Annotated in this window: 21 protein-coding genes; 9 read left to right on the top strand and 12 right to left on the bottom strand. The window is 71.0% G+C overall.

The window, feature by feature from the left end; genetic code table 11:
• Positions 1-207: 207 nt before the first annotated feature.
• Complete coding sequence (locus ACWCQ1_RS31530) at positions 208-1,023, top strand: L,D-transpeptidase family protein (protein WP_133043117.1); 816 nt, start codon at positions 208-210, stop codon at positions 1,021-1,023.
• 228 nt (positions 1,024-1,251) lie between these two features.
• Here the strand turns inward: ACWCQ1_RS31530 and ACWCQ1_RS31525 are convergent, their stop codons facing one another.
• The 5 genes from ACWCQ1_RS31525 to ACWCQ1_RS31505 all read right to left on the bottom strand — a co-directional run bounded on the left by ACWCQ1_RS31525 (position 1,252) and on the right by ACWCQ1_RS31505 (position 4,880).
• Complete coding sequence (locus ACWCQ1_RS31525; protein WP_451027895.1) at positions 1,252-2,379, bottom strand: hypothetical protein; 1,128 nt, start codon at positions 2,377-2,379, stop codon at positions 1,252-1,254.
• On the bottom strand, positions 2,379-3,041 hold the full coding sequence (locus ACWCQ1_RS31520; RefSeq protein WP_133043119.1) for an RNA polymerase sigma factor: 663 nt from the start codon (positions 3,039-3,041) through the stop codon (positions 2,379-2,381). The genes ACWCQ1_RS31525 and ACWCQ1_RS31520 overlap by 1 nt, the downstream gene beginning before the upstream one ends.
• A gap of 297 nt (positions 3,042-3,338) precedes the next feature.
• Positions 3,339-4,079, bottom strand: coding sequence for a hypothetical protein (locus ACWCQ1_RS31515; protein WP_358593309.1), 741 nt, complete (start codon positions 4,077-4,079; stop codon positions 3,339-3,341).
• Positions 4,072-4,266 carry a hypothetical protein gene (locus ACWCQ1_RS31510; RefSeq protein WP_358593308.1) on the bottom strand — a complete coding sequence of 65 codons (195 nt, stop codon included), beginning with the start codon at positions 4,264-4,266 and terminating at the stop codon, positions 4,072-4,074. Before ACWCQ1_RS31510 ends, ACWCQ1_RS31515 begins: the two co-directional genes overlap by 8 nt.
• Positions 4,263-4,880 carry an RNA polymerase sigma factor gene (locus ACWCQ1_RS31505; RefSeq protein ID WP_133043122.1) on the bottom strand — a complete coding sequence of 206 codons (618 nt, stop codon included), beginning with the start codon at positions 4,878-4,880 and terminating at the stop codon, positions 4,263-4,265. Before ACWCQ1_RS31505 ends, ACWCQ1_RS31510 begins: the two co-directional genes overlap by 4 nt.
• Positions 4,881-5,128: 248 nt before the next feature.
• On the opposite strand from ACWCQ1_RS31505, the gene ACWCQ1_RS31500 reads away from it, so the two are divergent.
• A complete protein-coding gene (locus tag ACWCQ1_RS31500) occupies positions 5,129-7,486 on the top strand; it encodes a peptidoglycan recognition protein family protein (protein ID WP_451027894.1) in 2,358 nt (785 codons plus the stop codon).
• 40 nt (positions 7,487-7,526) lie between these two features.
• Here ACWCQ1_RS31500 and ACWCQ1_RS31495 read toward each other — a convergent pair whose 3' ends face one another.
• Positions 7,527-8,999 (bottom strand): MFS transporter, encoded by a 1,473-nt coding sequence (locus tag ACWCQ1_RS31495; RefSeq protein WP_358593306.1) that lies wholly within the window; start codon positions 8,997-8,999, stop codon positions 7,527-7,529.
• Positions 9,000-9,108: 109 nt separating this feature from the next.
• Positions 9,109-9,498, bottom strand: a complete 390-nt coding sequence (locus ACWCQ1_RS31490; protein ID WP_133043125.1) for a hypothetical protein — start codon at positions 9,496-9,498, stop codon at positions 9,109-9,111.
• 167 nt (positions 9,499-9,665) lie between these two features.
• Between ACWCQ1_RS31490 and ACWCQ1_RS31485 the strand changes: the two genes are divergently transcribed.
• Positions 9,666-10,109: a DUF1877 family protein gene (locus ACWCQ1_RS31485; RefSeq protein ID WP_133043126.1), complete on the top strand. Its 444-nt coding sequence runs from the start codon at positions 9,666-9,668 to the stop codon at positions 10,107-10,109.
• Here the strand turns inward: ACWCQ1_RS31485 and ACWCQ1_RS31480 are convergent.
• The 3 genes from ACWCQ1_RS31480 to ACWCQ1_RS31470 all read right to left on the bottom strand — a co-directional run bounded on the left by ACWCQ1_RS31480 (position 10,098) and on the right by ACWCQ1_RS31470 (position 12,953).
• Entirely contained in the window at positions 10,098-10,682 is a 585-nt protein-coding gene (locus ACWCQ1_RS31480; protein WP_358593305.1) for a hypothetical protein, read from the bottom strand. The genes ACWCQ1_RS31485 and ACWCQ1_RS31480 overlap by 12 nt on opposite strands.
• A gap of 106 nt (positions 10,683-10,788) precedes the next feature.
• Positions 10,789-11,295 carry a hypothetical protein gene (locus tag ACWCQ1_RS31475; RefSeq protein ID WP_133043128.1) on the bottom strand — a complete coding sequence of 169 codons (507 nt, stop codon included), beginning with the start codon at positions 11,293-11,295 and terminating at the stop codon, positions 10,789-10,791.
• A gap of 32 nt (positions 11,296-11,327) precedes the next feature.
• Positions 11,328-12,953 (bottom strand): family 20 glycosylhydrolase, encoded by a 1,626-nt coding sequence (locus ACWCQ1_RS31470; protein WP_451027893.1) that lies wholly within the window; start codon positions 12,951-12,953, stop codon positions 11,328-11,330.
• 194 nt (positions 12,954-13,147) lie between these two features.
• Here ACWCQ1_RS31470 and ACWCQ1_RS31465 point away from each other — a divergent pair, with 194 nt between their 5' ends.
• From ACWCQ1_RS31465 to ACWCQ1_RS31440, 6 genes are all read left to right on the top strand, one after another.
• Complete coding sequence (locus ACWCQ1_RS31465) at positions 13,148-13,684, top strand: 2-oxo-4-hydroxy-4-carboxy-5-ureidoimidazoline decarboxylase (protein WP_133043129.1); 537 nt, start codon at positions 13,148-13,150, stop codon at positions 13,682-13,684.
• 190 nt (positions 13,685-13,874) lie between these two features.
• Positions 13,875-14,255, top strand: coding sequence for a succinate dehydrogenase, cytochrome b556 subunit (gene sdhC / locus ACWCQ1_RS31460; protein WP_133043130.1), 381 nt, complete (start codon positions 13,875-13,877; stop codon positions 14,253-14,255).
• Between the two features lie 5 nt (positions 14,256-14,260).
• Positions 14,261-14,743, top strand: a complete 483-nt coding sequence (locus tag ACWCQ1_RS31455) for a succinate dehydrogenase hydrophobic membrane anchor subunit (protein ID WP_133043131.1) — start codon at positions 14,261-14,263, stop codon at positions 14,741-14,743.
• 19 nt (positions 14,744-14,762) lie between these two features.
• Positions 14,763-16,517 carry a succinate dehydrogenase flavoprotein subunit gene (gene sdhA / locus ACWCQ1_RS31450; RefSeq protein WP_133043132.1) on the top strand — a complete coding sequence of 585 codons (1,755 nt, stop codon included), beginning with the start codon at positions 14,763-14,765 and terminating at the stop codon, positions 16,515-16,517.
• On the top strand, positions 16,517-17,290 hold the full coding sequence (locus tag ACWCQ1_RS31445; protein ID WP_133043133.1) for a succinate dehydrogenase iron-sulfur subunit: 774 nt from the start codon (positions 16,517-16,519) through the stop codon (positions 17,288-17,290). Before sdhA ends, ACWCQ1_RS31445 begins: the two co-directional genes overlap by 1 nt.
• Positions 17,291-17,414: 124 nt before the next feature.
• Positions 17,415-17,987, top strand: coding sequence for a hypothetical protein (locus tag ACWCQ1_RS31440; protein ID WP_451027892.1), 573 nt, complete (start codon positions 17,415-17,417; stop codon positions 17,985-17,987).
• A gap of 3 nt (positions 17,988-17,990) precedes the next feature.
• Here the strand turns inward: ACWCQ1_RS31440 and ACWCQ1_RS31435 are convergent, their stop codons facing one another.
• Positions 17,991-20,456, bottom strand: coding sequence for a DUF4132 domain-containing protein (locus ACWCQ1_RS31435; RefSeq protein WP_451027891.1), 2,466 nt, complete (start codon positions 20,454-20,456; stop codon positions 17,991-17,993).
• A gap of 1 nt (position 20,457) precedes the next feature.
• A complete protein-coding gene (locus ACWCQ1_RS31430; RefSeq protein ID WP_451027890.1) occupies positions 20,458-20,850 on the bottom strand; it encodes a hypothetical protein in 393 nt (130 codons plus the stop codon).
• Positions 20,851-20,913: the final 63 nt, after the last annotated feature.

Raw genomic sequence — 20,913 nt, 5'->3', positions numbered from 1 at the left:
GCCAGTACAGACCGACCCTCCTGCGGAGCGTAGCGGTGCCCGTGCGGCCCTTGCAGGGGAGCACGCTGGGACCTTCCTCACAGGTGTTCTGCGGCCTCCGTCACAACCATGCACCGCCGTTCGCGAGGCGTCACCCGCGGGCAGCATGTCAGGTGACACACGGGCTCATCGGTGAGACGTCGGGGGTCGGCTTTGCGTACTACGGGCATGGGCACCAAGGCCGCCGTCGGCGCGGCGCTCGTGGCTCTGGTGAGCGTCTGGGGCTGCACCGTGCAGGGAGGCGACGGCAAGGGCGGATCGCCGGTGCACATCGTGCTGCCGAGCAGCACCCCGTCGGCCTCCGGGTCCGGCGGCGGGCGGAGCACGCCCCCCGCCACGTCCGGCTCCGGCGCCGCCGTGCTGTGGTCGCGCGGCGACTCGGGATCGGGCGTGCGGGAACTCCAGGCGCGGCTCAGGCAGGTCGACTGGCTCTTCGACGGTCCGACGGGGTCGTACGACGACCTGACCGAGGCCGCGGTCAAGGGGTTCCAGGGCAAGCGGGGACTGCCGAAAACCGGTGAGACGGACACCGTCACCTGGCAGCGGCTGAAGAAGATGACCCACGAGCCGGGCACATGGGAGCTGTACCTGATGGGCGGGCAGCCCGCCGGCGCCCCCGATCCGCGCTGCACGACCGGGCGTGTGCTGTGCATCGACAAGACCACCCGCACCCTGCGCTGGATGATCGACGGCCGGACGGTCTCGGAGATGTCCGTCCGCTTCGGCGCCGTCGGCACGCCCACCCGGGAGGGCGTGTTCCACGTGTACTGGAAGTCCCGCGACCACTGGTCGACGCTCTACGACTCCCCGATGCCGTACGCCATGTTCTTCAGCGGCGGCCAGGCGGTGCACTACTCGTACGACTTCGCGGCCCGCGGTTACGCCGGCGGCTCGCACGGCTGCGTCAACGTCCGGGACGAGGCGGCGATCTCGAGCCTGTACGCGCAGGTGCGCAACGGCGACAAGGTCGTCGTGTACCGCTGAGGCGTACGGAGAAGGGGATGTGTGGGGCGCGGGCGGGACCGGGGGAACGTGTCCCGCCCGCGCCGAGGTGCACGAGCCGTGGGTACGGGGGGAACCCCGGCTCTGTGCGACGGCCGATGACCAGTCGGCTCACTCTCTACTGCGTCGGAACGGCCGAAAACGTTACTGGCGAGGCCGAGAAAACATCACCACTTGCGTCGACGCAGGTCAGCGGGGGCGACTGACGGTTCAGAGGGCGGTGTACGTCGGGGTCGGCGCCGGGGTGTGCGCCGCCAGGGGCGCGGCGGACATCAGGGGGCCGTCGCCCGTGCCCGTTCCGCTGCCGCCGGAACCGCCACCAGGCGCTATGTGGTTGCCTTCGTCGTCGCCGCCGTGGCCGCCCTGGTCGCCCTGACCTCCGGAGCCGTTGCCCTCGCCCCGGCCGCCCTTGCCGTTTCCCTTGCCGTTGCCCCGGCCGTCGTCGCCCTTGCCGTTGCCGTTGCCCTTGCCCTTGTTGCCCTTGGCGTTCTTGCCGTCGCGGGCGTTGGCCTCGGCGCCGAGGACGGTCTTGCAGTACTTCCAGACGCGGTCGGGTGTGGCGCCGCCGGCCGCGTTCTCCAGGGCCTGTCTGCGGTGAGGGGTCAGTTCCTTGCCGCCGAGCGCGTCACGGCACGTCGAGGGAGCCTGCTCGCGCCACCAACTCCCTGCTTCGGCACCGGACTTGGCCGTCGGGCCGTCGTCGGGCGTGCCGCCCGGAGTGCCCGCTTCGGGGGTACCGCCGGTGGAGTCGTCGGGCGTGGGCGCGACCTGGGCTCCGCTCGGCGTGGGCGAGACCGGCGGACGGTCGGGGGTGACCCCGGCCGAGACGGCCGGGCCCGGCTCGTCACGGTCGAACGGCGTCGGCAGGATTCCGCTTGTCGCCGCGGCGGCGACCCCGCCGACCATGCCGACCGCCAGCGCTGCGGCCATCCCGAACCGCGCGGGCCGGCTCCAGCGGGGCCGCCCGGCGGCACGGCCGGGGGCGCCGATACTGATGAGCCCGGCGTCATGACCGCCCCCGGGAGGGCTGCTGTGACCGCCCGCGAGGCGATCGACATCGGAGGTCTGGCGGTGTCCGTCTCGGTGGCCCGCGCTGGTCTGCTCGGCGGCGCCCGCGTTGGCGTCAGCGGTCGAGCGTGCTGCGCGGAACGCGGCCAGGGCGGCTGCCTCGCCGGGGAGTTCGGCGTGGCCCGGCGCCTCCGGGGTGAGCGACTCCAGGGTTTTCGCGAGCCGTTCGGCCTGGTCGCGGGCGGTGGTGTCGACGGCGTCCAGTGACCCACCGCGCAGCAAAAGCTCCGCTGTTTCGCGGTCCAGCCACTTGTACTGCTCGTCGGCCATCACATGTCCTTCTGCGTCCGCGCGCGCAGATGCGTCACACTCGCGGACGTCACCGCACGGCCGTGCGGTTCTCGCTGGGGCGGCAGCGCGTCGAGGCCGCCGCTCGATTCCGGATCCTCGCCGAGCAGTTCGGCGAGACGCTTCAGACCGCGGTGCGCGGCCGTACGGACGGCGCCCGGCCGCTTGCCGAGCGTCTCGGCCGCGCTCTTGGCGTCGAGGCCCACGACCACACGCAGCACGACCGCCTCGGCCTGGTCCTGCGGCAGCCGGGCGATCAGGGAGAGGGTGTGGTCGGTGGCGAGGGCCTCCATGGCCTCGCCCGCCGTGTCGGACTCCGCGGGCCTGGCGGTCAGTTCCGTCTCGTCGCCGCCGATCGCGGGGCGGCGGCCGCGCATCCGTATGTGGTCCAGGGCGCGGTTGCGGGCGATCCGGGCCGCCCAGCCCCGGAAGCGGTCCGCGTCTCCGCTGAACCGGTCCAGGTCGCGGGCGATCTGCAGCCAGGCCTCGGAGGTCACGTCCTCCGCGTCCGGGTCGCCGACGAGGGTGCGGACGTATCCGAGCAGCCGGGGGTGCACGGTTCGGTACACAGCACGGAACGCGGTCTCGTCCCCGTCCTGTGCCGCAAGCACCGCGGCGGTCAGCTCCGCGTCGTCCCCCAGCACCCGTAATTCCTCAGTCGAAGGTCGGCCGGTGGTCACGGCGATCATGCGAGAGCCACGCCCGGCGCGAAAGGCACGTTACGACCTGAAACCGCTGCTCGTCCATGTCCGTACAATTCTCAACCACTCCGTTACGGGACTGGTCGCACCCGGGGTGTGACAGAAACCGCACTCATGGCGCTGTAGGAGATACGGGCCGCCGCGCGGCCCGACCGCGCGACGGCCGGGGCCTCTCCTGTGGGGGGTGGCGGCCCCGGCCGTTGCTTCGGTGGCCGAAACCGCTGGGTTCGCGGGCGGCTGTCAGCCGTTCTTCCCGTTGCCGCCGTTGCCGTTGCCCTTGTCGGCGCTCTTGCCATTGCCGGACTTGCCGGCGTCGTCGGCTCCGTTGCCCTTGCCGCTGCCGGGCATGGGGGTGGCCGTCTGAAGTCCCAGCTGCTCGGCGCAGTAGGCCGCGACGTTCGCCTCGCCGCCCGCGGCCGTGATCAGCCGTTGCCAGGCCGTCGACTGCAGTGCCTTGCCGTTGCCCTTGACGTGCTCGTAGGCCTTGCAGTGGGCCTCGGTGTCCTGCGCGGTGGACGGGTGGGCCGGGTGCGCGCTGCCGGGCGCGGTCGAGCCGTCCGACCCTCGGGGTGAGGGGTGGGTGGTGGGCGCGGTGGGCTGCGCCTGGGGCGGGTTCTTGTGGTCGGGGCCGGACGAGCCGACGGTGCCGATCGCCGCGAACGCGACGCCGCCCAGGGTGAGACCGGCCAGCGACAGGGTGAGCGTGGCCCGCAGGGAACGGCGGGTGCGGGTGCGCTCACGCGGGCGCCAGTCGTCACGGCGCCGGGTCCGCGCGCGGTGCGCGCCGGCGTCCCTCGCCTCCCGGAACGCGGCCACCGCCCGCTGCTCGGCCTCGCCGTCGACGCCTGCGGACCGCATGACCCCGGCCAGCAGGAACTCCAGTTCTGGTCCGTCCGCCCGCTGCCCGGCCCCGGACACGCTGCCGTCATGGTGCGCACGCCGACGACCGGGGGCACCGCCCTCGCTCTGCCGTTCACCCATGCCCGCATCCATCCGTGTCCGACGGCCGTCCGCCGTCGCCGTAACCGCCACCGGCATCCGCGACTCCCGTGTCGGAGTCGGGGCGCGGAGCCGTGGTGGTGTCCTCGTACGTCGTGCGTCCGGTCGGGGCCGTCGCGTCGTCGGCGTCCACGCCGTGGTTGACGTATGTTCCGTCGCTGACGTTCATTTCGACTCCCCCAGCGTCCGGGGGTCGTCATTCGTCACACCCTGGGCGCCGAGCAGGGCGGCCAGGCGCTTCAGGCCCCGGTGGGCGGCCGTGCGGACCGCGCCGGGGCGTTTGCCGAGGACGCGGGCCGCGGTGGGGCCGTCGAGGCCGACGACCACCCGCAGCAGCACGGCCTCGGCCTGGTCGCGGGGCAGTCCGCGGAGGAGTTCCAGGGCGCGTTCGGTGGACAGCGCCTCCAGGGCCTGGTCGTGGGTGCTGTGCGGCCCGGGCAGATCCAGTACGTCCTGCTCAAGCCCCGCCGACCGGGGCCGTACCTTCTGCCGGCGCAGATGGTCCAGCGCGCGGTGCCGGGCGATGGTCGCCGTCCAGCCGCGGAAGCCCGCCCCGTCGCCGCGGAACCGTCCGAGATCGCGGGCGATCTCCAGCCAGGCGTCCGACGCCACGTCCTCCGCGTCGTCCCCGACGATCCCGCGCAGATAGCCGAGCAGTCCGGGCTGCACGATCCGGTACGCCGCCGCGAACGCGGCCTCGTCGCCCTCCTGGGCCCGCGCGACGGCCGCGCCCAGCTCCCCGTCGGACGCCTGCGTGCGGCGGGGTTCCCGTGCCTGGCCCAACGACTGTCCTCGTTCGTACGCGTGCGAAGGTGGCCCTGCCGGGCCCGCCCCGTGCGGCACCTCCGTCCGTGCGCACACCTCCACGCTCATCAGCGCCAGGCGTCACCGAAGTGTCACAGCCCGTCGATCGGGAGCGCCCGGAACACCCGGGGTGACGTTTGGCCATCGGTCAACGCTGTGTGTATGTGCCACCTGTGCAACGCAAGTGACAGGCATGACTGGTGTGACAGTTGTGGCAGATGTGACAGATGTGGCAGGTATTACGGTCACGGTCTTTCTTTTCTAGGGGTGGGGTAGTGAGTCCACGCGGCACGCGTGCGTACAGACCGCTGAGCTTCAAGCGCCGGGCGTGGCTGACGCTCGGCGCGGTGGTGCTGGGGAGCGGGGGTGTGGTGACGTACGCCGTCGCCGGCCCGTCCGCCGACCCCGGCGCCGGGGTCCGGGCCAAGCGCCCGGTGAAGGTCTACGACCTGGCGCTGAAGGGCACCGCGAGCGGCAAGCGGGAGCTGCCCCGCACCGAGACCAGGCAGTTCTCGATGCTCGGCGTCTCCTGGACGGGGCCGACCCAGCGGCTGCACGGCACCGCCCAGGTCCGTACCCGCAGCAAGGAGACCGGCGCCTGGTCCGCCTGGCGCGACCTGGAGACGGACACCGCTCCGCTGGTCGACCCCGAGGCCGGTCCCGACGCCCGCGGCGCGTCCGAGCCGCTGTGGGTCGGGCCCTCCGACGGCGTCGAGGTCCAGGTCGTCCACAAGGACGGCTCCACCAGCGCGGGCCTGCCCAAGGGCCTGCAGGTCAACCTGGTCGACCCCGGCGTCGCGACGACCGCCGAGACGAAGGCCACCGAGCCGGCCGCGTACGTGGCGGAGGCGAGCCCGACGGACGGCACGTCCCCGAGCGACAGCCCGAGCCCGAGCGACTCCGTGCCGCCGACCGACTCCGGGTCACCGACGGACTCCGGGTCACCGACCGGCTCCGTCTCCCCGAGCGACAGCGTCTCCGCGCCGGCGAGCGACTCGGCCTCCCCGTCCGCGAGTTCGTCCCCGTCGGCGAGCGCGTCCGTGAGCGTCCCGCCGGCGCCGCCGTCCACCGTGCCCGAGCCGCCGATCGTCTCGCGGGCCGGCTGGGGCGCCGACGAGTCGCTCAGCCCCGATCCGTCGGACTACAACGCCGATGTGAAGGCCGTGTTCGTGCACCACACGGACGGCTCGAACGACTACTCGTGCGCCGACTCCGCGGCGATCGTGCGGGGCATCTACGCGTACCACACGCAGACCAACGGCTGGAACGACGTCGGCTACAACTTCCTGGTCGACAAGTGCGGCACGATCTTCGAGGGCCGCAAGGGCGGCGTCGACCGTCCCGTGCTCGGCGCGCACACCTACGGCTGGAACCGCGAGTCGGCCGGCATCGCGGTGCTCGGCGAGTACACCACCACCGGTGCCTCCAACGCCGCGCTGGAGTCGGTCGCCCGGATCGCGGCCTGGAAGCTCGGCCAGTACGACGCGGACCCGGCGACGACCGTGCAGCTCAAGTCGGGCGCCGCGCAGACGAACTACTTCGGCACCGGTTTCACCGCGGGCGGTTCCTACACCTTCAACCGGATCTCCGGTCACCGCGACGGCTACAACACCCAGTGCCCCGGCAGCTCCCTCTACGCCCAGCTGCCGACGATCCGCGCCTGGGCGTCCGGCCCGGTGCAGGGCCTGAAGCTCACCTCGGTGTCCGGTGCGGCCCTGTCCGGCTCGACGTACTACACCAAGGGCGCGATCACGGCGAAGTGGTCGACGACGACTCCGGGTTCGCTGATCTCCCGGTTCGAGCTGCTGGTGGACGGCAAGGTCGCGGCCACCGCCGTCGGCACGGCCACCTCGGTCGGCGCCACGCTGCCTTCGGGCCGTCACAGCGTCGCCGTACGGGCCGTGCACCAGTCCGGCAAGACCGCGACGAGCTCCGCGCTGACCGTCGTCACCGACACCACGGCCCCCACCTTCACGACCGCGCCGAAGATCTCCCTGCGCACCGGCACCGTCGCCACCACGGCCGTCCCGGTCACCCTCGGCTGGAAGGCGGCCGACGACGCGGCCCTGAAGTCGGTGAGCCTGCTGTCGCCGACGACGGCCGCCTTCGGCCCGACCACGACCGGCTCCAGCCGCACCGCCCCGTCCGGTACGGCGAGCACCTGGTCGATGAAGGCGTACGACTACGCGGGCAACACCCGCACCTCGTCGCCGTCCTACACGCCGGTGATCCTGCAGGAGACCTCGGCCGTCAGGTCCGGCAGCTGGACGGCCCGTTCGTCCAGCAGCTACCTCGGCGGGAAGTCGTACTCCAGCGGTTCCAAGGGCGCGAGCCTGACGTGGACCTTCACCGGCCGCTCGGCTTCCTGGGTGGTGTCGCGGGCGTCCACCTCGGGTCAAGCGTACGTGTACGTCGACGGCGTGAAGGTGAGCACGGTCGACCTGAAGTCCTCGACGACCCTGTACCGCCAGGCGATCTGGACCAGGACCTGGTCCGGGAGCGCCAAGCACACGGTGAAGATCGTGGTGGTCGGCACGAGCGGCCGTCCGACGGTCACGACGGACGGCCTCGTGTACATCAAGTAGATCGTGTACATCGAGTAGTTCGTGTACATCGAGTAGTACGTCACATGGCGGTGTCGACCGGTTCGGGCGTCCTCTCCTGCGCGGCTTGCGGAGTGGGCGCCCGGTCCGCGTTCACGACCACCCCGGCGATCAGCGCGGCCAGCAGCAGGGCCGCCATCGCCCACCAGGTGGCGACGTTGAAGCCGTGCACGGTGGCCTCGGCCGCGAGCTGCCGCCGGTTCACCCCGGGTCCCGCGTGCGCGGTCAGATAGCGCGCGGTCACGGTCGCGGCGATGGTGTTCAGCAGCGCCGTACCGATCGAACCGCCCACCTGCTGCGCGGTGTTGAAGGTCGCGGAGGCCGCGCCCGAGTCTCGCGGCGGGACGCTTCCGGTGGCCAGCGACACGGACGTCATCATCGCCGTGCCCATGCCGAGGCCCAGCATCAGCATCGCGGGCAGGATGTGCGAGGCGTAGGCGGGCTCCACGCCCACCTGCGCGATGATCGCCAGCGCGCCCGCGGCCACCAGCAGCCCCGGCACCATCAGCGCCCGGGGCGGCACCCGGTTCAGCAGCCGGGCGGCGACCTGCGTGGAGCCGGTGATCATGCCGACGGTGATGGGCAGATAGGCGAGGCCCGTCTTGACCGGCGAGTATCCGAGGATGCCCTGCATGTAGTAGGTGAGGAACAGGAAGACGCCGAACATGCCGATGGTGGTCAGCAGCACGGTCAGGAACGCCCCGACCCGCTGCCGGTCCTTCACCACCGACATCGGCAGCAGCGGCACCCGCGCCCGTGTCTGCCACCATCCGAACACCGCGAGCAGGACGACCCCGGCGGCGAGCAGCGTCAGCACCAGGCCGTCGCTCCAGCCCCTGGACTCCGCCTCGGAGAAGCCGTACACGAGCGAGAGCATCCCGGCCGACCCGAGCAACGCGCCCGGCACGTCCAGACGGGCGCCGGGGTGGCGGACGCCGGACTCCAGCAGGGCCATGGCGCCGAAGAAGGCGATCAGGGCGATGGGCACGTTGACGTAGAGGCACCAGCGCCAGTTCAGGTACTGGGTCAGGAACCCGCCCGCGAGCAGGCCCACCGCGGCACCGGCGCCGATGATCGCGCCGAAGATGCCGAACGCCTTCCCGCGGTCCTTGGGGTCGGTGAAGGTCGTGGCCAGCAGCGACAGCGCGGACGGGGCGAGCAGCGCGGCGAAGACGCCCTGCAGGGCCCGCGCGCCGAACAGCATCCCGGAGTTCGCCGCGGCACCGCCGAGCGCGGAGGCGGCGGCGAAGCCGAGCAGCCCGATGACGAAGGTCGTCTTCCGGCCCACCAGGTCGGAGACCCGGCCGCCGAGCAGCAGCAGCCCACCGAAGGCCAGCGTGTACGCGGTGATGACCCACTGCCGGTTCCCGTCCGACATGTGCAGCGCGGACTGGGCGGACGGCAGGGCGATGTTCACGATGGTCATGTCGAGGACGACCATCAACTGGGCGAGCGCGATGACGACGAGGGCCCACCAACGACGGTTGTCAGCCATGCCCCCATCGTGCTCCGCGTCACACTTGTTTGGGAACGGCCGCGTCTCTTATTACGGCGATTTTGCTCCCGCGCTCACCGCCGTTACCGTCCTTACCGCCCCACCGCCGTTACCGCGACCCTGCCCCCGCCTCCCGGCACAGCAACCGCAGCGACCCGTCACCGAGGAAGCACCGCCGGGCCTCGTCGACCGGGTCCCACAGCCGCCCGTCCGGCGTGCGCAGCCAGTGCTCGCCCCCGCTCGCCCACCACTCGGCCCCGGTCTGACGGACGATCACCTCACCCGCGTACGCCCCGAAGCCGCGCAGCACCCGCTCCACGGCGGCGTACGGCGGCGCGTCCCGGCGCATCTCCTCGATCAGGCGGTCGACGCGCCACAGGCTCTGCGCCGAGTAGTCGAGGCGCAGCCGCGCCCCCTCCCGCATCGTCGCCACCGCGTCCGCCGCCCACCGCACGGGCTTCGCCGCCGCGTTCGGCCTGGTCTCGTGGAAGGTAGTCACATAGCCATGAGCGGTCCTGGCGTGCCGTGTGTCACACGGAATGGGGCCCTTCCCCGGTACCGGTGCAGGACCGCCCCAGCTCCGCCGCACCACGGTCACAGGAACCCCTCAGCTGCACGTTTTGACCGGGAGTGACGCTTCGCCCGTTCCGTGCGCTCCTCTCACTGATGAGCCTGTACTTCCATCTCCGCGCGGTGCCGCCCTCGGCGCTGCGCAACAGCGCGAACTGGTTGCAGCGGCTGTTCGAGGACGACTGGGACACCGTGCGCGAACGTATGGACCGCCACCGTGAGGAGGTGCTGGACACGACCTACCTGGACCAGCACGCCCTCTACGGCCCGGCGGCCGACGTGGTCCTCGGCGGCACCTCCGTGCCCCCGTTCCTGCTGCTGACGGCGGCCCAGGTGGCCCGGGTCAGCACGTTCCTGGAGTCGACGGACTTCGAGTCCCTCTGGCAGAAGGCGAGAAACGACCTGCTGGCCGACTACGGCGGCCCCGACGCCGAACCGGAGCTGCACGCCCTGTTCGCGGCGGCCCACCGCGACCTCGCCGCCTTCTACGCCCGCACGACGGAGTACGGAGACGCGGTGGTGAAGTGCCTACTGCGCTGAGGGTCCCCGGTGCGTCCGCGCCCGCCGCGAGACGACGGCCCGCAGCACCCGGCGCCCCTCCACCGACACCTCCAGCGCCCGCCGCAGCCCGGCGGGACCGTGCCCGGCGAGCAGTTCCAGAACGGTCGTCTGCCGCCGCAGCTCCGCCGCCACCAGCGGCGACATGCCCTCCGTCAGCCCCTCCCGCCGGGAGTCGACCGAGGAGTGCCCGTCAGCGAGCGGGTCCAGCAGCCGGTGTATCTGCAGCGCGGCGACCGAACACCCGTCGGCCCACACCCGCATCTCCCCGCCCGACCGCTCCGCCGGCGCGGCGGCCAGCATCCGCCGAGCCAGCAGCGCCGCCTCGTCCTCGACGGACCCGGCGTACTCCTCGGCTCCGGTCAGCTTGCCCCGCACCTGCTCCAGCAGCGTCCCCCACTCCGCGTCGTCCCCGGCGTCGGACAGGCTCCCCCACAGCGGCCGCAGCACCTCGTCGTCGCCGCCCAGCAGCGGCACGCAGCGATCCAAACAAGCCAGCCCGCTGGCGGCCAGTCCGCGTTCGTCGGCCTGAGCGATCAGTTCCACCAGGCTCATCCACGCCTCCCTCTGCGGGCCCCTGCGAGGCTCCACCGGGCCTTCACCGGGCCCTTCCTTAACGGAGCCCGCACTTCCCCTTACTGCGCGCGACGGCCCGTGAGTGTCACAGGGGCACCACCCCGAGCCGGTCGAGCAGCCTGAAGAAGAGATTTTCCGCCAACGGATCGGGCTCCGCGGTCAGGACCTCGACCAGCGGCTCCGCCGTCACCTCGTGCCCGGCCTCCGCGGCCCAGGCGACGGCCCGCTCGGCGGCATCGCGGGGTTCCAGGAAGTAGTCCTCGAGGGTGAGCCCCTCGTTCCCGGCATCGAGGTACCCGGCCATCGCGGCCCGCGCCAGACACGTGGTCCAGGCGCCGCTCTCCGGCGCCGCCGCCTCGACGACCACCGACGCGCTGTCCATGACGTACCCGAAGAGCGCCGGCGCGCCGGTCTGAGCGGCGAGGACGTTCATGTTCCCGAGCTCGCCGTCCTCGCTCGGGTACTCCCACACCTGCCAGCCGCCGGGCGCCTCGGCCCGCAGCTCCATGCCCTCCTTGGCGCCGGCCAGCGCGTCCAGCCCGGCCAGCGGCCGCTCGTCGCGCCCGACGACGTAATACCCCCAGTAGCCCATGTCCGCAGCCCTATGGGAGAAGAGAGCCGGCGTCAACCCAGCCGGTTCGCCAAAGACTTGAACCCCGTCCACGACAGCGCGGGCCGCCCCGGATCCCACAGCTTCTGGACCGTGGCCCGCAGCGGCATCCGGATGCCGGCCGCGACCTGGTCCTGTGTCTGCGAGTTCGACAGGTCGCACCACACGGCGAAGGAACCACCGAGGATCTGCCCGTCGTACCGCGCGGGTACCGCCGTGGTGCCGCGCACCACGAGCGGGGTCCACTGCTCGTAGATGCGCTGCCCGGTCGGGTAGACGAAGTTGTTGGGCTGTCCGAGCACGTAGTACAGGTACTCGTCGTTGTAGTTGATGACCTTCCGCCCCGCGCTCAGGTACTCGACCGGCTGACGGGCCCCGTACTCCTTGCCGGTCCAGTACCCGACCTGGAGGTCCTTCGCGGGCTGCACCGACGTGCCGCGGAGGAAGCCGTCGTTCCAGGCGCGCATCGTGCGGTCGTGGGCGCGGATCGTGTCCGCGCGGTCGTTGAGCCATCCGGTCGTCAGGTCGGAGACGGTCGCGCCGGAGCCGTACTTCTCCCGGGCGGCGGTGGCCAGCTGCGGGAAGGACGCCTGCGGATTGGACACGACGAGCGCCTGGTACTCGTCACCGCCGAGGTTCCACTGGTCGCCGGGGAAGAGACCGGCGTACTCGTTCAGCAGATCGTCGACGATCTTCGCCGCGGCGGGCTTGGAGATGTCGACCGCGCCGCGCACGGGCACGCCCCGGACATTGCGCAGCTGCAGATCCGGATGGGCGGCGATCACCGCTCCCAGGTGTCCCGGCGAGTCGATCTCGGGCACCACGGTGATGTGCCGCGAGGCCGCGAGCGCGACGATCCGCTTCACCTCGGCCTTGGTCAGATGCGGCTGCGAGACGACCTCGGGATGGCTGCTGGACTCGATCCGGAAGCCCTGGTCGTCGGAGAAGTGCAGGCCCAGCTGGTTGAACTTCAGGTCACCGAGCTCCCGCACCCGGTCCTCGATCCACCGCGCGGTGAAGTTCTTGCGCGCGATGTCCAGCATGAACCCGCGCACCGGCTTGGCCGGCTGGTCGCGTACGACACCCTCGGGCGCCGAACGGCCGCCGTGCACCTCCTGCTTCAGCGTGCGCGTGCCGTAGAAGACCCCGGAGTCGGCGGGCCCGCTGATGCTCACCCGTCCGCCGCGCACGGTCATGACGTACGACTCCGGATTCGCGCCCTGGCCGCCCAGCGCCAGCCGCACGTCCCCGGCCTTGACGTCGTTCCTCTCACCGGCGTACGTCAGCCCCAGCTCGGAGGCGATCAGCCGGCCCTCGTCGGCCAGCCGCGGATCGCCCACCACCACGCGCTCACCGCGTGCGGGGCGCCAGCCGGGTCCGCGCGCCGCGGTGTGCGAGCGCACGGCGGGAATGGTCTGCGGGGCCTGTGAGAGGGGGTACGAGCGGGTCGGGCTCGGAGTCGGGGTGCCCGCGCGCGGCGCGGTGGACGTGGGGTCCGAGCCGCCGCCGGACTTCTGCGCCTGCTCCCGCGCGGACGCGGCGGGCGCGCTGTCGTCACCCCCGGAGGCCCACAGGCCGAGGCTCACTCCGGCCCCGACCGTCACGGCGAGCGCCGCCCCGATCACGATCCCTGGCTTCACGTTCCGCGCCGGCCGCCGACGCCGCCTGTGCTGACTCACTCCGCCAACCTAAGACTCCCGGGCGGACGCGGGGGTCCACCAAGCGTTCCGAAACTCTCCCCTGCGGGTGAAATTCGGGCATCCGTCGGACACGTCACGCCCACTCTCGATAACGTGACGTCACACCTCTCACAGCTTCCCCTGCCGAAACACACGTGACGCCCACACACCTTCCCGGCCGAGCGGCCATACCGACGCTGCCCACCCTCCTGGACGTCTTCAACACGGCCCCGGCCGACGACGCCCGCAAAATCCTCCTGGACTGCCTCCGCAGCCTCCGCTGGGCCCACCGGGTGGCGGACCACCGCCCCTACCCGGACATCGCCGCGCTGCTGGCCGCCTCCGACGAGGCGGCGTACGACCTGAGCCCGGCGGACCTCTCGGAAGCCCTGGCCGCCGAGACCCTCCCCACGCTACCCGACGGCACGTACTCAGCCGCCCATACCGCGATGAGAGCGGCACAAGCCGCATACGAGACGAAATTCGGCCATGCCTTCGTGATCTGCGTGGACGGTCTGCCTCCGGGCCAGGTGCTGGACCACGTACTGGCAGCCATCCGGTCACGGTTGACGAACGATCCGGAGGACGAGCGAGTGGTGGCGGCAGAGGAACTCCGGCGCCTGGCGAAAGAACGGCTGTCCGGCATGCTCAGGGGCGCGGCCGGCCACAACGAACCAGCACCCGGCCCATAGCAGGGCATCCCACGTCAGAAGCCGCGAAGCTCACCCATCCGCGTGCCACTTTGATCACACCGGTAGGCCCGGCGTAAGCGCCGCAGGCAACGGTGGATACGATGCTGGGGGCCGGTGGACCGTACCCGGCCGGGCCCGACCGACAGCACAAGCCGGCGCGGCCCCAATCCCCGCTCCCGGAGGGACTTCCGTGCCGGCTGGAACGCTGTACCGCGGCCGGGAAGGAATGTGGTCCTGGGTGGCTCACCGAGTCACCGGCGTCCTCATCTTCTTCTTCCTGTTCGTTCACGTGCTGGACACCGCTCTCGTCCGTGTGTCACCCGAGGACTACGACAAGGTCGTAGCCACGTACAAGACCCCGATCGTGGGACTGCTGGAGTACGGCCTCGTCGCCGCCATCCTCTTCCACGCGCTCAACGGCCTGCGCGTCATCGCCGTCGACTTCTGGTCGAAGGGCCCGCGCTACCAGAAGCAGATGCTCTGGTCCGTCGTGGGCATCTGGGTCGTGCTGATGATCGGGGCGATCTACCCCGTCCTCGGCCACGCCGCTCGTGAACTGTTCGGGAGCTGACACCGATGGCCACCACCGAATCCACCCCCTCCGGCGTCGGCCCGGTCGAGGGCGAGTCCCTCTACAACGTCGACAACCCGGCACCGTTCATCGAGGCCCCGCGCAAGCGCACCAAGAAGTCCCCGAAGTCCACCCGGGGCAACTTCGAGATGTACGGCTGGCTCTTCATGCGCCTGTCCGGCATCGTGCTGGTCGTCCTGGTCCTCGGCCACCTGCTGATCCAGCTCGTGCTCGACGGCGGTGTGTCGAAGGTCGGCTTCGCCTTCGTGGCCGGCCGCTGGGCGAGCCCCTTCTGGCAGGTCTGGGACCTGCTGATGCTCTGGCTCGCGATGCTGCACGGCGCCAACGGCCTGCGCACGGTCATCAACGACTACGCGGAGCGCGCGAACACCCGGCTGTGGCTCAAGGGCCTGCTCTACACCGCCACGGTGTTCACCATCCTGCTGGGCACGCTGGTGATCTTCACCTTCGACCCGAACATCCGCTAGGCACGGGGCTGCGAGAATCATGAAGATCCACAAGTACGACACCGTCATCGTCGGCGCCGGTGGCGCGGGCATGCGCGCGGCCATCGAGTCCACCAAGCGCAGCCGCACCGCCGTGCTGACCAAGCTCTACCCCACCCGCTCCCACACGGGCGCCGCGCAGGGCGGCATGGCCGCCGCGCTGGCGAACGTGGAGGAGGACAACTGGGAGTGGCACACCTTCGACACGGTCAAGGGCGGTGACTACCTGGTCGACCAGGACGCCGCCGAGATCCTGGCGAAGGAGGCCATCGACTCGGTCCTCGACCTGGAGAAGATGGGCCTGCCGTTCAACCGCACCCCGAACGGCACGATCGACCAGCGCCGCTTCGGCGGTCACAGCCGCAACCACGGTGAGGCGCCGGTCCGCCGGTCCTGCTACGCGGCCGACCGCACCGGCCACATGATCCTGCAGACGCTGTACCAGAACTGCGTGAAGGAGGGCGTGGAGTTCTTCAACGAGTTCTACGTCCTGGACCAGCTGATCACCGAGGTCGACGGCGTCAAGAAGTCCGCCGGTGTCGTGGCGTACGAGCTGGCGACCGGCGAGATCCACGTCTTCCAGGCGAAGGCCGTGATCTACGCGTCCGGCGGCTGCGGCAAGTTCTTCAAGGTGACGTCCAACGCGCACACCCTGACCGGTGACGGCCAGGCCGCCGTCTACCGTCGCGGGCTGCCGCTGGAGGACATGGAGTTCTTCCAGTTCCACCCGACCGGCATCTGGCGCATGGGCATCCTGCTGACGGAGGGTGCCCGTGGTGAGGGCGGCATCCTGCGCAACAAGGACGGCGAGCGCTTCATGGAGAAGTACGCGCCGGTCATGAAGGACCTCGCGTCCCGTGACGTCGTCTCCCGCTCCATCTACACGGAGATCCGCGAGGGCCGCGGCTGCGGTCCCGAGGGCGACCACGTCTACCTCGACCTCACGCACCTGCCGCCGGAGCAGCTGGACGCCAAGCTCCCGGACATCACCGAGTTCGCGCGCACCTACCTGGGCATCGAGCCGTACACGGACCCGATCCCGATCCAGCCCACCGCTCACTACGCGATGGGCGGCATCCCGACGAACGTCGAGGGTGAGGTCCTGGCGGACAACACGACGGTCGTCCCCGGCCTGTACGCGGCCGGCGAGGTCGCCTGTGTGTCGGTGCACGGCGCGAACCGTCTGGGCACCAACTCCCTCCTGGACATCAACGTGTTCGGCCGCCGGGCCGGTATCGCGGCGGCGGAGTACAGCCAGAAGGCCGACTTCGTCGAGCTGCCGGAGAACCCGGCCGAGCTCGTGGTCTCGACGATCGAGCAGCTGCGCACGTCGACGGGGACCGAGCGGGTCTCCGTGCTCCGCCGTGAGCTGCAGGAGACCATGGACGCCAACGTCATGGTGTTCCGCACCGAGCAGACGATCAAGACGGCCGTCGAGAAGATCGCCGAGCTGCGCGAGCGCTACAAGAACGTCGCGATCCAGGACAAGGGCAAGCGGTTCAACACCGACCTGCTGGAGGCCATCGAGCTGGGCAACCTGCTGGAGCTGGCCGAGGTCATGGCGGTTTCCGCGCTGGCCCGCAAGGAGTCCCGCGGCGGTCACTACCGCGAGGACTACCCGAACCGCGACGACGTCAACTTCATGCGCCACACCATGGCGTACCGCGAGGTGGGCGACGACGGCACCGAGACCGTGCGCCTGGACTACAAGCCGGTCGTCCAGACCCGCTACCAGCCGATGGAGCGTAAGTACTGATGGCAACTCCGACCCTGGAGAAGGCGGACGCGGCCCCCGAGCCCGGCTTCGCCGACTCCCCCTACATCACGGTCACCTTCCGGATCCGCCGCTTCAACCCGGAGGTCTCGGCCGAGGCGGTCTGGGAAGACTTCCAGCTGGAGATCGACCCGAAGGAGCGCGTCCTCGACGGCCTCCACAAGATCAAGTGGGACGTCGACGGCACGCTGACCTTCCGCCGCTCCTGCGCGCACGGCATCTGCGGTTCGGACGCGATGCGGATCAACGGCAAGAACCGTCTTGCCTGCAAGACCCTCATCAAGGACATCAACCCCGAGAAGCCGATCACGGTCGAGCCCATCAAGGGCCTCACGGTCCTGAAGGACCTGGTCGTGGACATGGAGCCGTTCTTCCAGGCGTACCGGGACGTCATGCCCTTCCTCATCACGAAGGACACGAACGAGCCCACGCGCGAGCGGCTGCAGACGGCGGAGGACCGCGAGCGCTTCGACGACACCACGAAGTGCATCCTCTGCGCCGCGTGCACCTCGTCCTGCCCGGTCTTCTGGAACGACGGCCAGTACTTCGGCCCGGCCGCCATCGTCAACGCGCACCGCTTCATCTTCGACTCGCGTGACGAGGCGGGCGAGCAGCGCCTGGAGATCCTCAACGACCGCGACGGCGTCTGGCGCTGCCGCACCACCTTCAACTGCACGGACGCCTGCCCCCGTGGCATCGAGGTCACCAAGGCGATCCAGGAAGTGAAGCGGGCACTGATCACCCGTCGCTTCTGATCGGGCGTCTTCGGCGCTCGCGCGTCAAAAGCCGTACGACGAGGGGCCGTTCCTCCCAGTCAGGGAGGGCGGTCCCTCGCTCGGTATAACCTGATCCGGTTACGGCGACAGACGGGGGACGAGCATGACCGAGCCGAATCCGTACCAGGGTGGGGCGGCCGAGTGGGGGCCGGACAAGCCGCCCGCGCAGCCTCCGACGACGCCACCGCCGGGGTACGGCTACCCCAACTCCGCGCCCAGTTACGGCTATCCGCAGCAACCCGCCGCACCGGCGTACGGCTACCCCGGACAACCCGCCACTCCGGCCTACGGGTTCCCGCAGCAGCCGGGTGGGCCGGCCCCCGTGGGCGGCGCGCCGGTGCTGGCCATCGGGGACATCACGGTGATGGGCGACCAGATCATCACGCCCGCCGGCACGATGCCGCTGCGCGGCGCGGTGTGGAACGCCACCGACATGTCGCACACCGAGGAGAAGATCCCGACGGTCGCCATCGTGCTCGCGATCATCTTCTTCATCTTCTGTCTGCTCGGTTTGTTCTTCCTCCTGATGAAGGAGAAGAAGACCACCGGCTTCATCCAGGTCACCGTGACCAGCGCGGGCCGGCACCACTCGACGATGGTCCCGGCCCTCGGCCCGCACACCTTCCCCGCGGTCATGGGGCAGATCAACTACGCCCGTTCGCTCAGCAGCATGTGACCCTCACAGCTGGCTGAGGATCGTCGGGTCGGTGATCCTCGTGTCCTCGGCCAGCAGCATCGCCTTGCTGAGAATGACCCCGAGCATGCGGTCGCCCTCGTAGGGCAGGTAGCCGGTCTGCGGGGCACCCGCGCCCGCCTTCGGGACGATGCACAGGTACTGGTCGTTCGGGGTCATGAGGATGTTGCCCGAGCCGAGGTGGATCTTGTACGTGTGGCGCTCGCCCTTCACGTGCAGGAAGCGGCCCTCGATGACGCACCGGTCTGCTATCGCGAGCCGGGGTATCAACCGCTCCAGCAGCGCCCGGCGGGTCTCGGCGCTCTGACCCAGCTCGCCGAAGCCGTAGCCCGACCAGTAGGCGCGGAAGCGGCCGCCGGGGCCGCCGTCCTGCCAGGTCGGGTCGTTGCCGACGCTGGCCACACCGACGAAGAGGTCGACGTCGCGCAGGACTTCGGACAGCACGAGGGGCGGGATGCCGGCGAGGGGGAGCGGGTCGACGGGAGCGACGCCGCCCCTGCGCCCCATGCGGTATTCGCCGCCGCAGCAGTGCGCCCAGTTCTGCGGGGCGTCGATCGGGTAGAAGCGGACCTGGTCGGTGCGCAGCCGCAGGAAGCTGCCGGACTCGGTGATCTCCTCGAAGCGCTCTCCGCCGTCGCCCTCGATCCAGTACTCGGCGCGCAGTCCCCAGCGGGGGAGCTCACGGGTGGCGGGCGGTGCCTCGTCGTCGACGGCCAGCCGCAGCTTGTTGCGCCAACCCCGGATGGCTGCGAGGGAGTTGAACTGGTGCTGGCGCAGGACGTGCCCCGCGAAGCGGTTCGAGTACGTGCCCGTGGCGCGTTCGGCGTCGGTGAGGAGGTACACCTCGCGGTGGGCCTGCTTGAAGGGCTGGGTGACGCGGTGCCGCTCCAGCCAGTCCCGCCAGGCGACGATCTCGGCGGGCTCATGGCCGACGGGGTGCCAGAGCCGGACCTCGGTGCCCTCGGTGACGGGCTCGTCGGCGAGGGTGCGCAGACTTCCGTCCGCATATCCGACGGTCCTGCCGTCCACCGTCCACAGCAGGCGCCGGGCGAGGGTGCCGACCAGGGGATGGTCCAGGTACCGCTCCCGCCAGGCGCCGTAGGCCCAGGTGCGGTCGGCGAGGAACTGGCGGTCCAGGCGCTCGCTCTGCGCCGAGAGCATCTTGTCGATGTCCTTGACGGACGCCTTGAGCTCCTTGAGCTCCTCGGGGTGGTCGCGCTTCACGGCCGCCGGCACGCTCTTGACGGCCTTCCCCGTCACGCTGCGCCACCCCAACAGGGCCTTTCCGCCTGTCACTTCGACCAGGGCGGTGTTCTCTGCGAGCCGCAGCTCCGTCCGGCCCACCTCGGTGAGCCCGTAGGTGGGCACGGCCAGTTCCTCGATCTCCTCGCGGGTGAGGCCGAGGGCGGTGGCGCGGGACTCCAGGGCCGCGTCGATCAGCTTGCCGGTGGCCTTGTACGTCACCCGGGTGGCGAGCCGGGCCAGCTCGGCCAGGGCCGCCTCCCCGTCCATCCGGGCGAGCGCGTTGACTCCCGCGTTGGCGACCTTCGGGTTGCGCGGTCCGAGTCCGGCGACCTTCCGGAGGGAGGTGTCGATGAGTGTTCCCAAAGCGCGTGCGGTGTCGGGGTGCGGTGGCAGGAGGGCGAGCAGCCAGGTCAGTCCGCGCAGGGCGTTGGCGTTGTAGGGGTCGTAGGCCTCGTTGAGATGGGACTCGTAGTCGCCGTGCAGCAGGGGGAAGGTGCGGGGTCGGCCGACCAGGGCGAGCCAGGGCAGGACGGTCGCCCTGACAAGGTCCGGGCCCAGGGCGTCCGCGAGCTCGGTGGCCCGCTTGTCCCACTTGGTGCTGGGCCTTGCCGCGGTGGCGGTCGCGGCATGGGCGAGCAGAGCGTGCCAGCCGGGGTCGCCGCCCGCGTCCGCGAGGGCCCGCTCGGCCCACTCCTCGCCGACGTTCAGGACGGGGTGGGTGAGCTTCTTCGCCGTGCGGTGCAGGGCTTCGTCCTGGTAGGTCTCCAGGGCGGAGCGGCGGAAGGCGGCGACGACGGCGGGCGCGAGCGGGCGGCCGGCGGCCAGCTCGGCCTCGGCCAGAGCCTCGTAGTGCGATCCGCTCCAGAACGAGTGCTGCCGGCTCAGCTCGCCGAGCTTCTCCAGCCGCTGCGCCGCCAGCCAGTCCTCGGGCAGCCCGTGCGCGACGACCCCGAGCAGGGTCAGCGCGTTCTCCTGGGAGACGGGTCCGGCCAGGTCCGAGTGATAGGCGGCGGAGAACCCGTCGGCGAGCAGCTTGCGGGTGTCGGGCGGCAGTTCGCGCAGCCGGTCGAGCACACCGCTCCACAGCCCCGACCAGCTGCCGTTGTTGGCGGCCGCCGCCTTGAGCAGGTCGACGGCGAGCTCGTCCAGCTCACCGGCCACGACCCGCTGCCCGATGAGGTCCTTGTACCTCTGGACTTCACCCATGTCATCCCCCCACCAGCGGCACGAGCTTCAAAAACGTCACCTCGGTGCCGAGCGGCAGCTCGACCTCCTCGTCCGGGTCCGTGACCTGCCGGTCCCCCACCAGGAGCAGGAAGCCGTTGCCCGCGAACGCCCTCAGCGCCAGCTCCGTCTGCGCCTCGGGATCTATCCGGCGGGGCGTGCGCAACGCGTAGCCGTTCAGCACGCGCTCGGCGTCCTGCGGCCGCACCAGCCCCTGGAACACCTCCGGCGTGCGCGCGTTGTACTCGGCGACCTCCTGGAAGACCCGGCGCCGGATCAGCTCGCGCACGGCGAGCCGCTCCTCGGCGACCTCGAGCTCCCAGCCCGCGCCCCGCTCCCCCGCAGTCGTCTCGTCGACGAACCTCACGAATCCCATGCCGCCGACAGTAGAGGCGACCACTGACAATCACCGGTCCCGGCCGCCCCCGCCCCTATTCTG

Source organism: Streptomyces sp. NPDC002144, assembly GCF_053593695.1.
The sequence above is the reverse complement of the archived record's forward strand: the minus strand, read 5'-3'. Positions and strand labels throughout refer to the sequence as shown.

Bases quoted from the DNA above. Each gene is read 5' to 3' on its own strand.
- ACWCQ1_RS31530 (WP_133043117.1), top strand. From the start codon at position 208: ATGGGCACCAAGGCCGCCGTCGGCGCGGCGCTCGTGGCTCTGGTGAGC.
- ACWCQ1_RS31525 (WP_451027895.1), bottom strand. From the start codon at position 2,379: ATGGCCGACGAGCAGTACAAGTGGCTGGACCGCGAAACAGCGGAGCTT.
- ACWCQ1_RS31515 (WP_358593309.1), bottom strand. From the start codon at position 4,079: ATGGGTGAACGGCAGAGCGAGGGCGGTGCCCCCGGTCGTCGGCGTGCG.
- ACWCQ1_RS31510 (WP_358593308.1), bottom strand. From the start codon at position 4,266: ATGAACGTCAGCGACGGAACATACGTCAACCACGGCGTGGACGCCGAC.
- ACWCQ1_RS31500 (WP_451027894.1), top strand. From the start codon at position 5,129: ATGTGGCAGGTATTACGGTCACGGTCTTTCTTTTCTAGGGGTGGGGTA.
- ACWCQ1_RS31495 (WP_358593306.1), bottom strand. From the start codon at position 8,999: ATGGCTGACAACCGTCGTTGGTGGGCCCTCGTCGTCATCGCGCTCGCC.
- ACWCQ1_RS31485 (WP_133043126.1), top strand. From the start codon at position 9,666: ATGAGCCTGTACTTCCATCTCCGCGCGGTGCCGCCCTCGGCGCTGCGC.
- ACWCQ1_RS31480 (WP_358593305.1), bottom strand. From the start codon at position 10,682: ATGAGCCTGGTGGAACTGATCGCTCAGGCCGACGAACGCGGACTGGCC.
- ACWCQ1_RS31475 (WP_133043128.1), bottom strand. From the start codon at position 11,295: ATGGGCTACTGGGGGTATTACGTCGTCGGGCGCGACGAGCGGCCGCTG.
- ACWCQ1_RS31455 (WP_133043131.1), top strand. From the start codon at position 14,261: ATGGCCACCACCGAATCCACCCCCTCCGGCGTCGGCCCGGTCGAGGGC.
- sdhA (WP_133043132.1), top strand. From the start codon at position 14,763: ATGAAGATCCACAAGTACGACACCGTCATCGTCGGCGCCGGTGGCGCG.
- ACWCQ1_RS31445 (WP_133043133.1), top strand. From the start codon at position 16,517: ATGGCAACTCCGACCCTGGAGAAGGCGGACGCGGCCCCCGAGCCCGGC.
- ACWCQ1_RS31440 (WP_451027892.1), top strand. From the start codon at position 17,415: ATGACCGAGCCGAATCCGTACCAGGGTGGGGCGGCCGAGTGGGGGCCG.
- ACWCQ1_RS31435 (WP_451027891.1), bottom strand. From the start codon at position 20,456: ATGGGTGAAGTCCAGAGGTACAAGGACCTCATCGGGCAGCGGGTCGTG.
- ACWCQ1_RS31430 (WP_451027890.1), bottom strand. From the start codon at position 20,850: ATGGGATTCGTGAGGTTCGTCGACGAGACGACTGCGGGGGAGCGGGGC.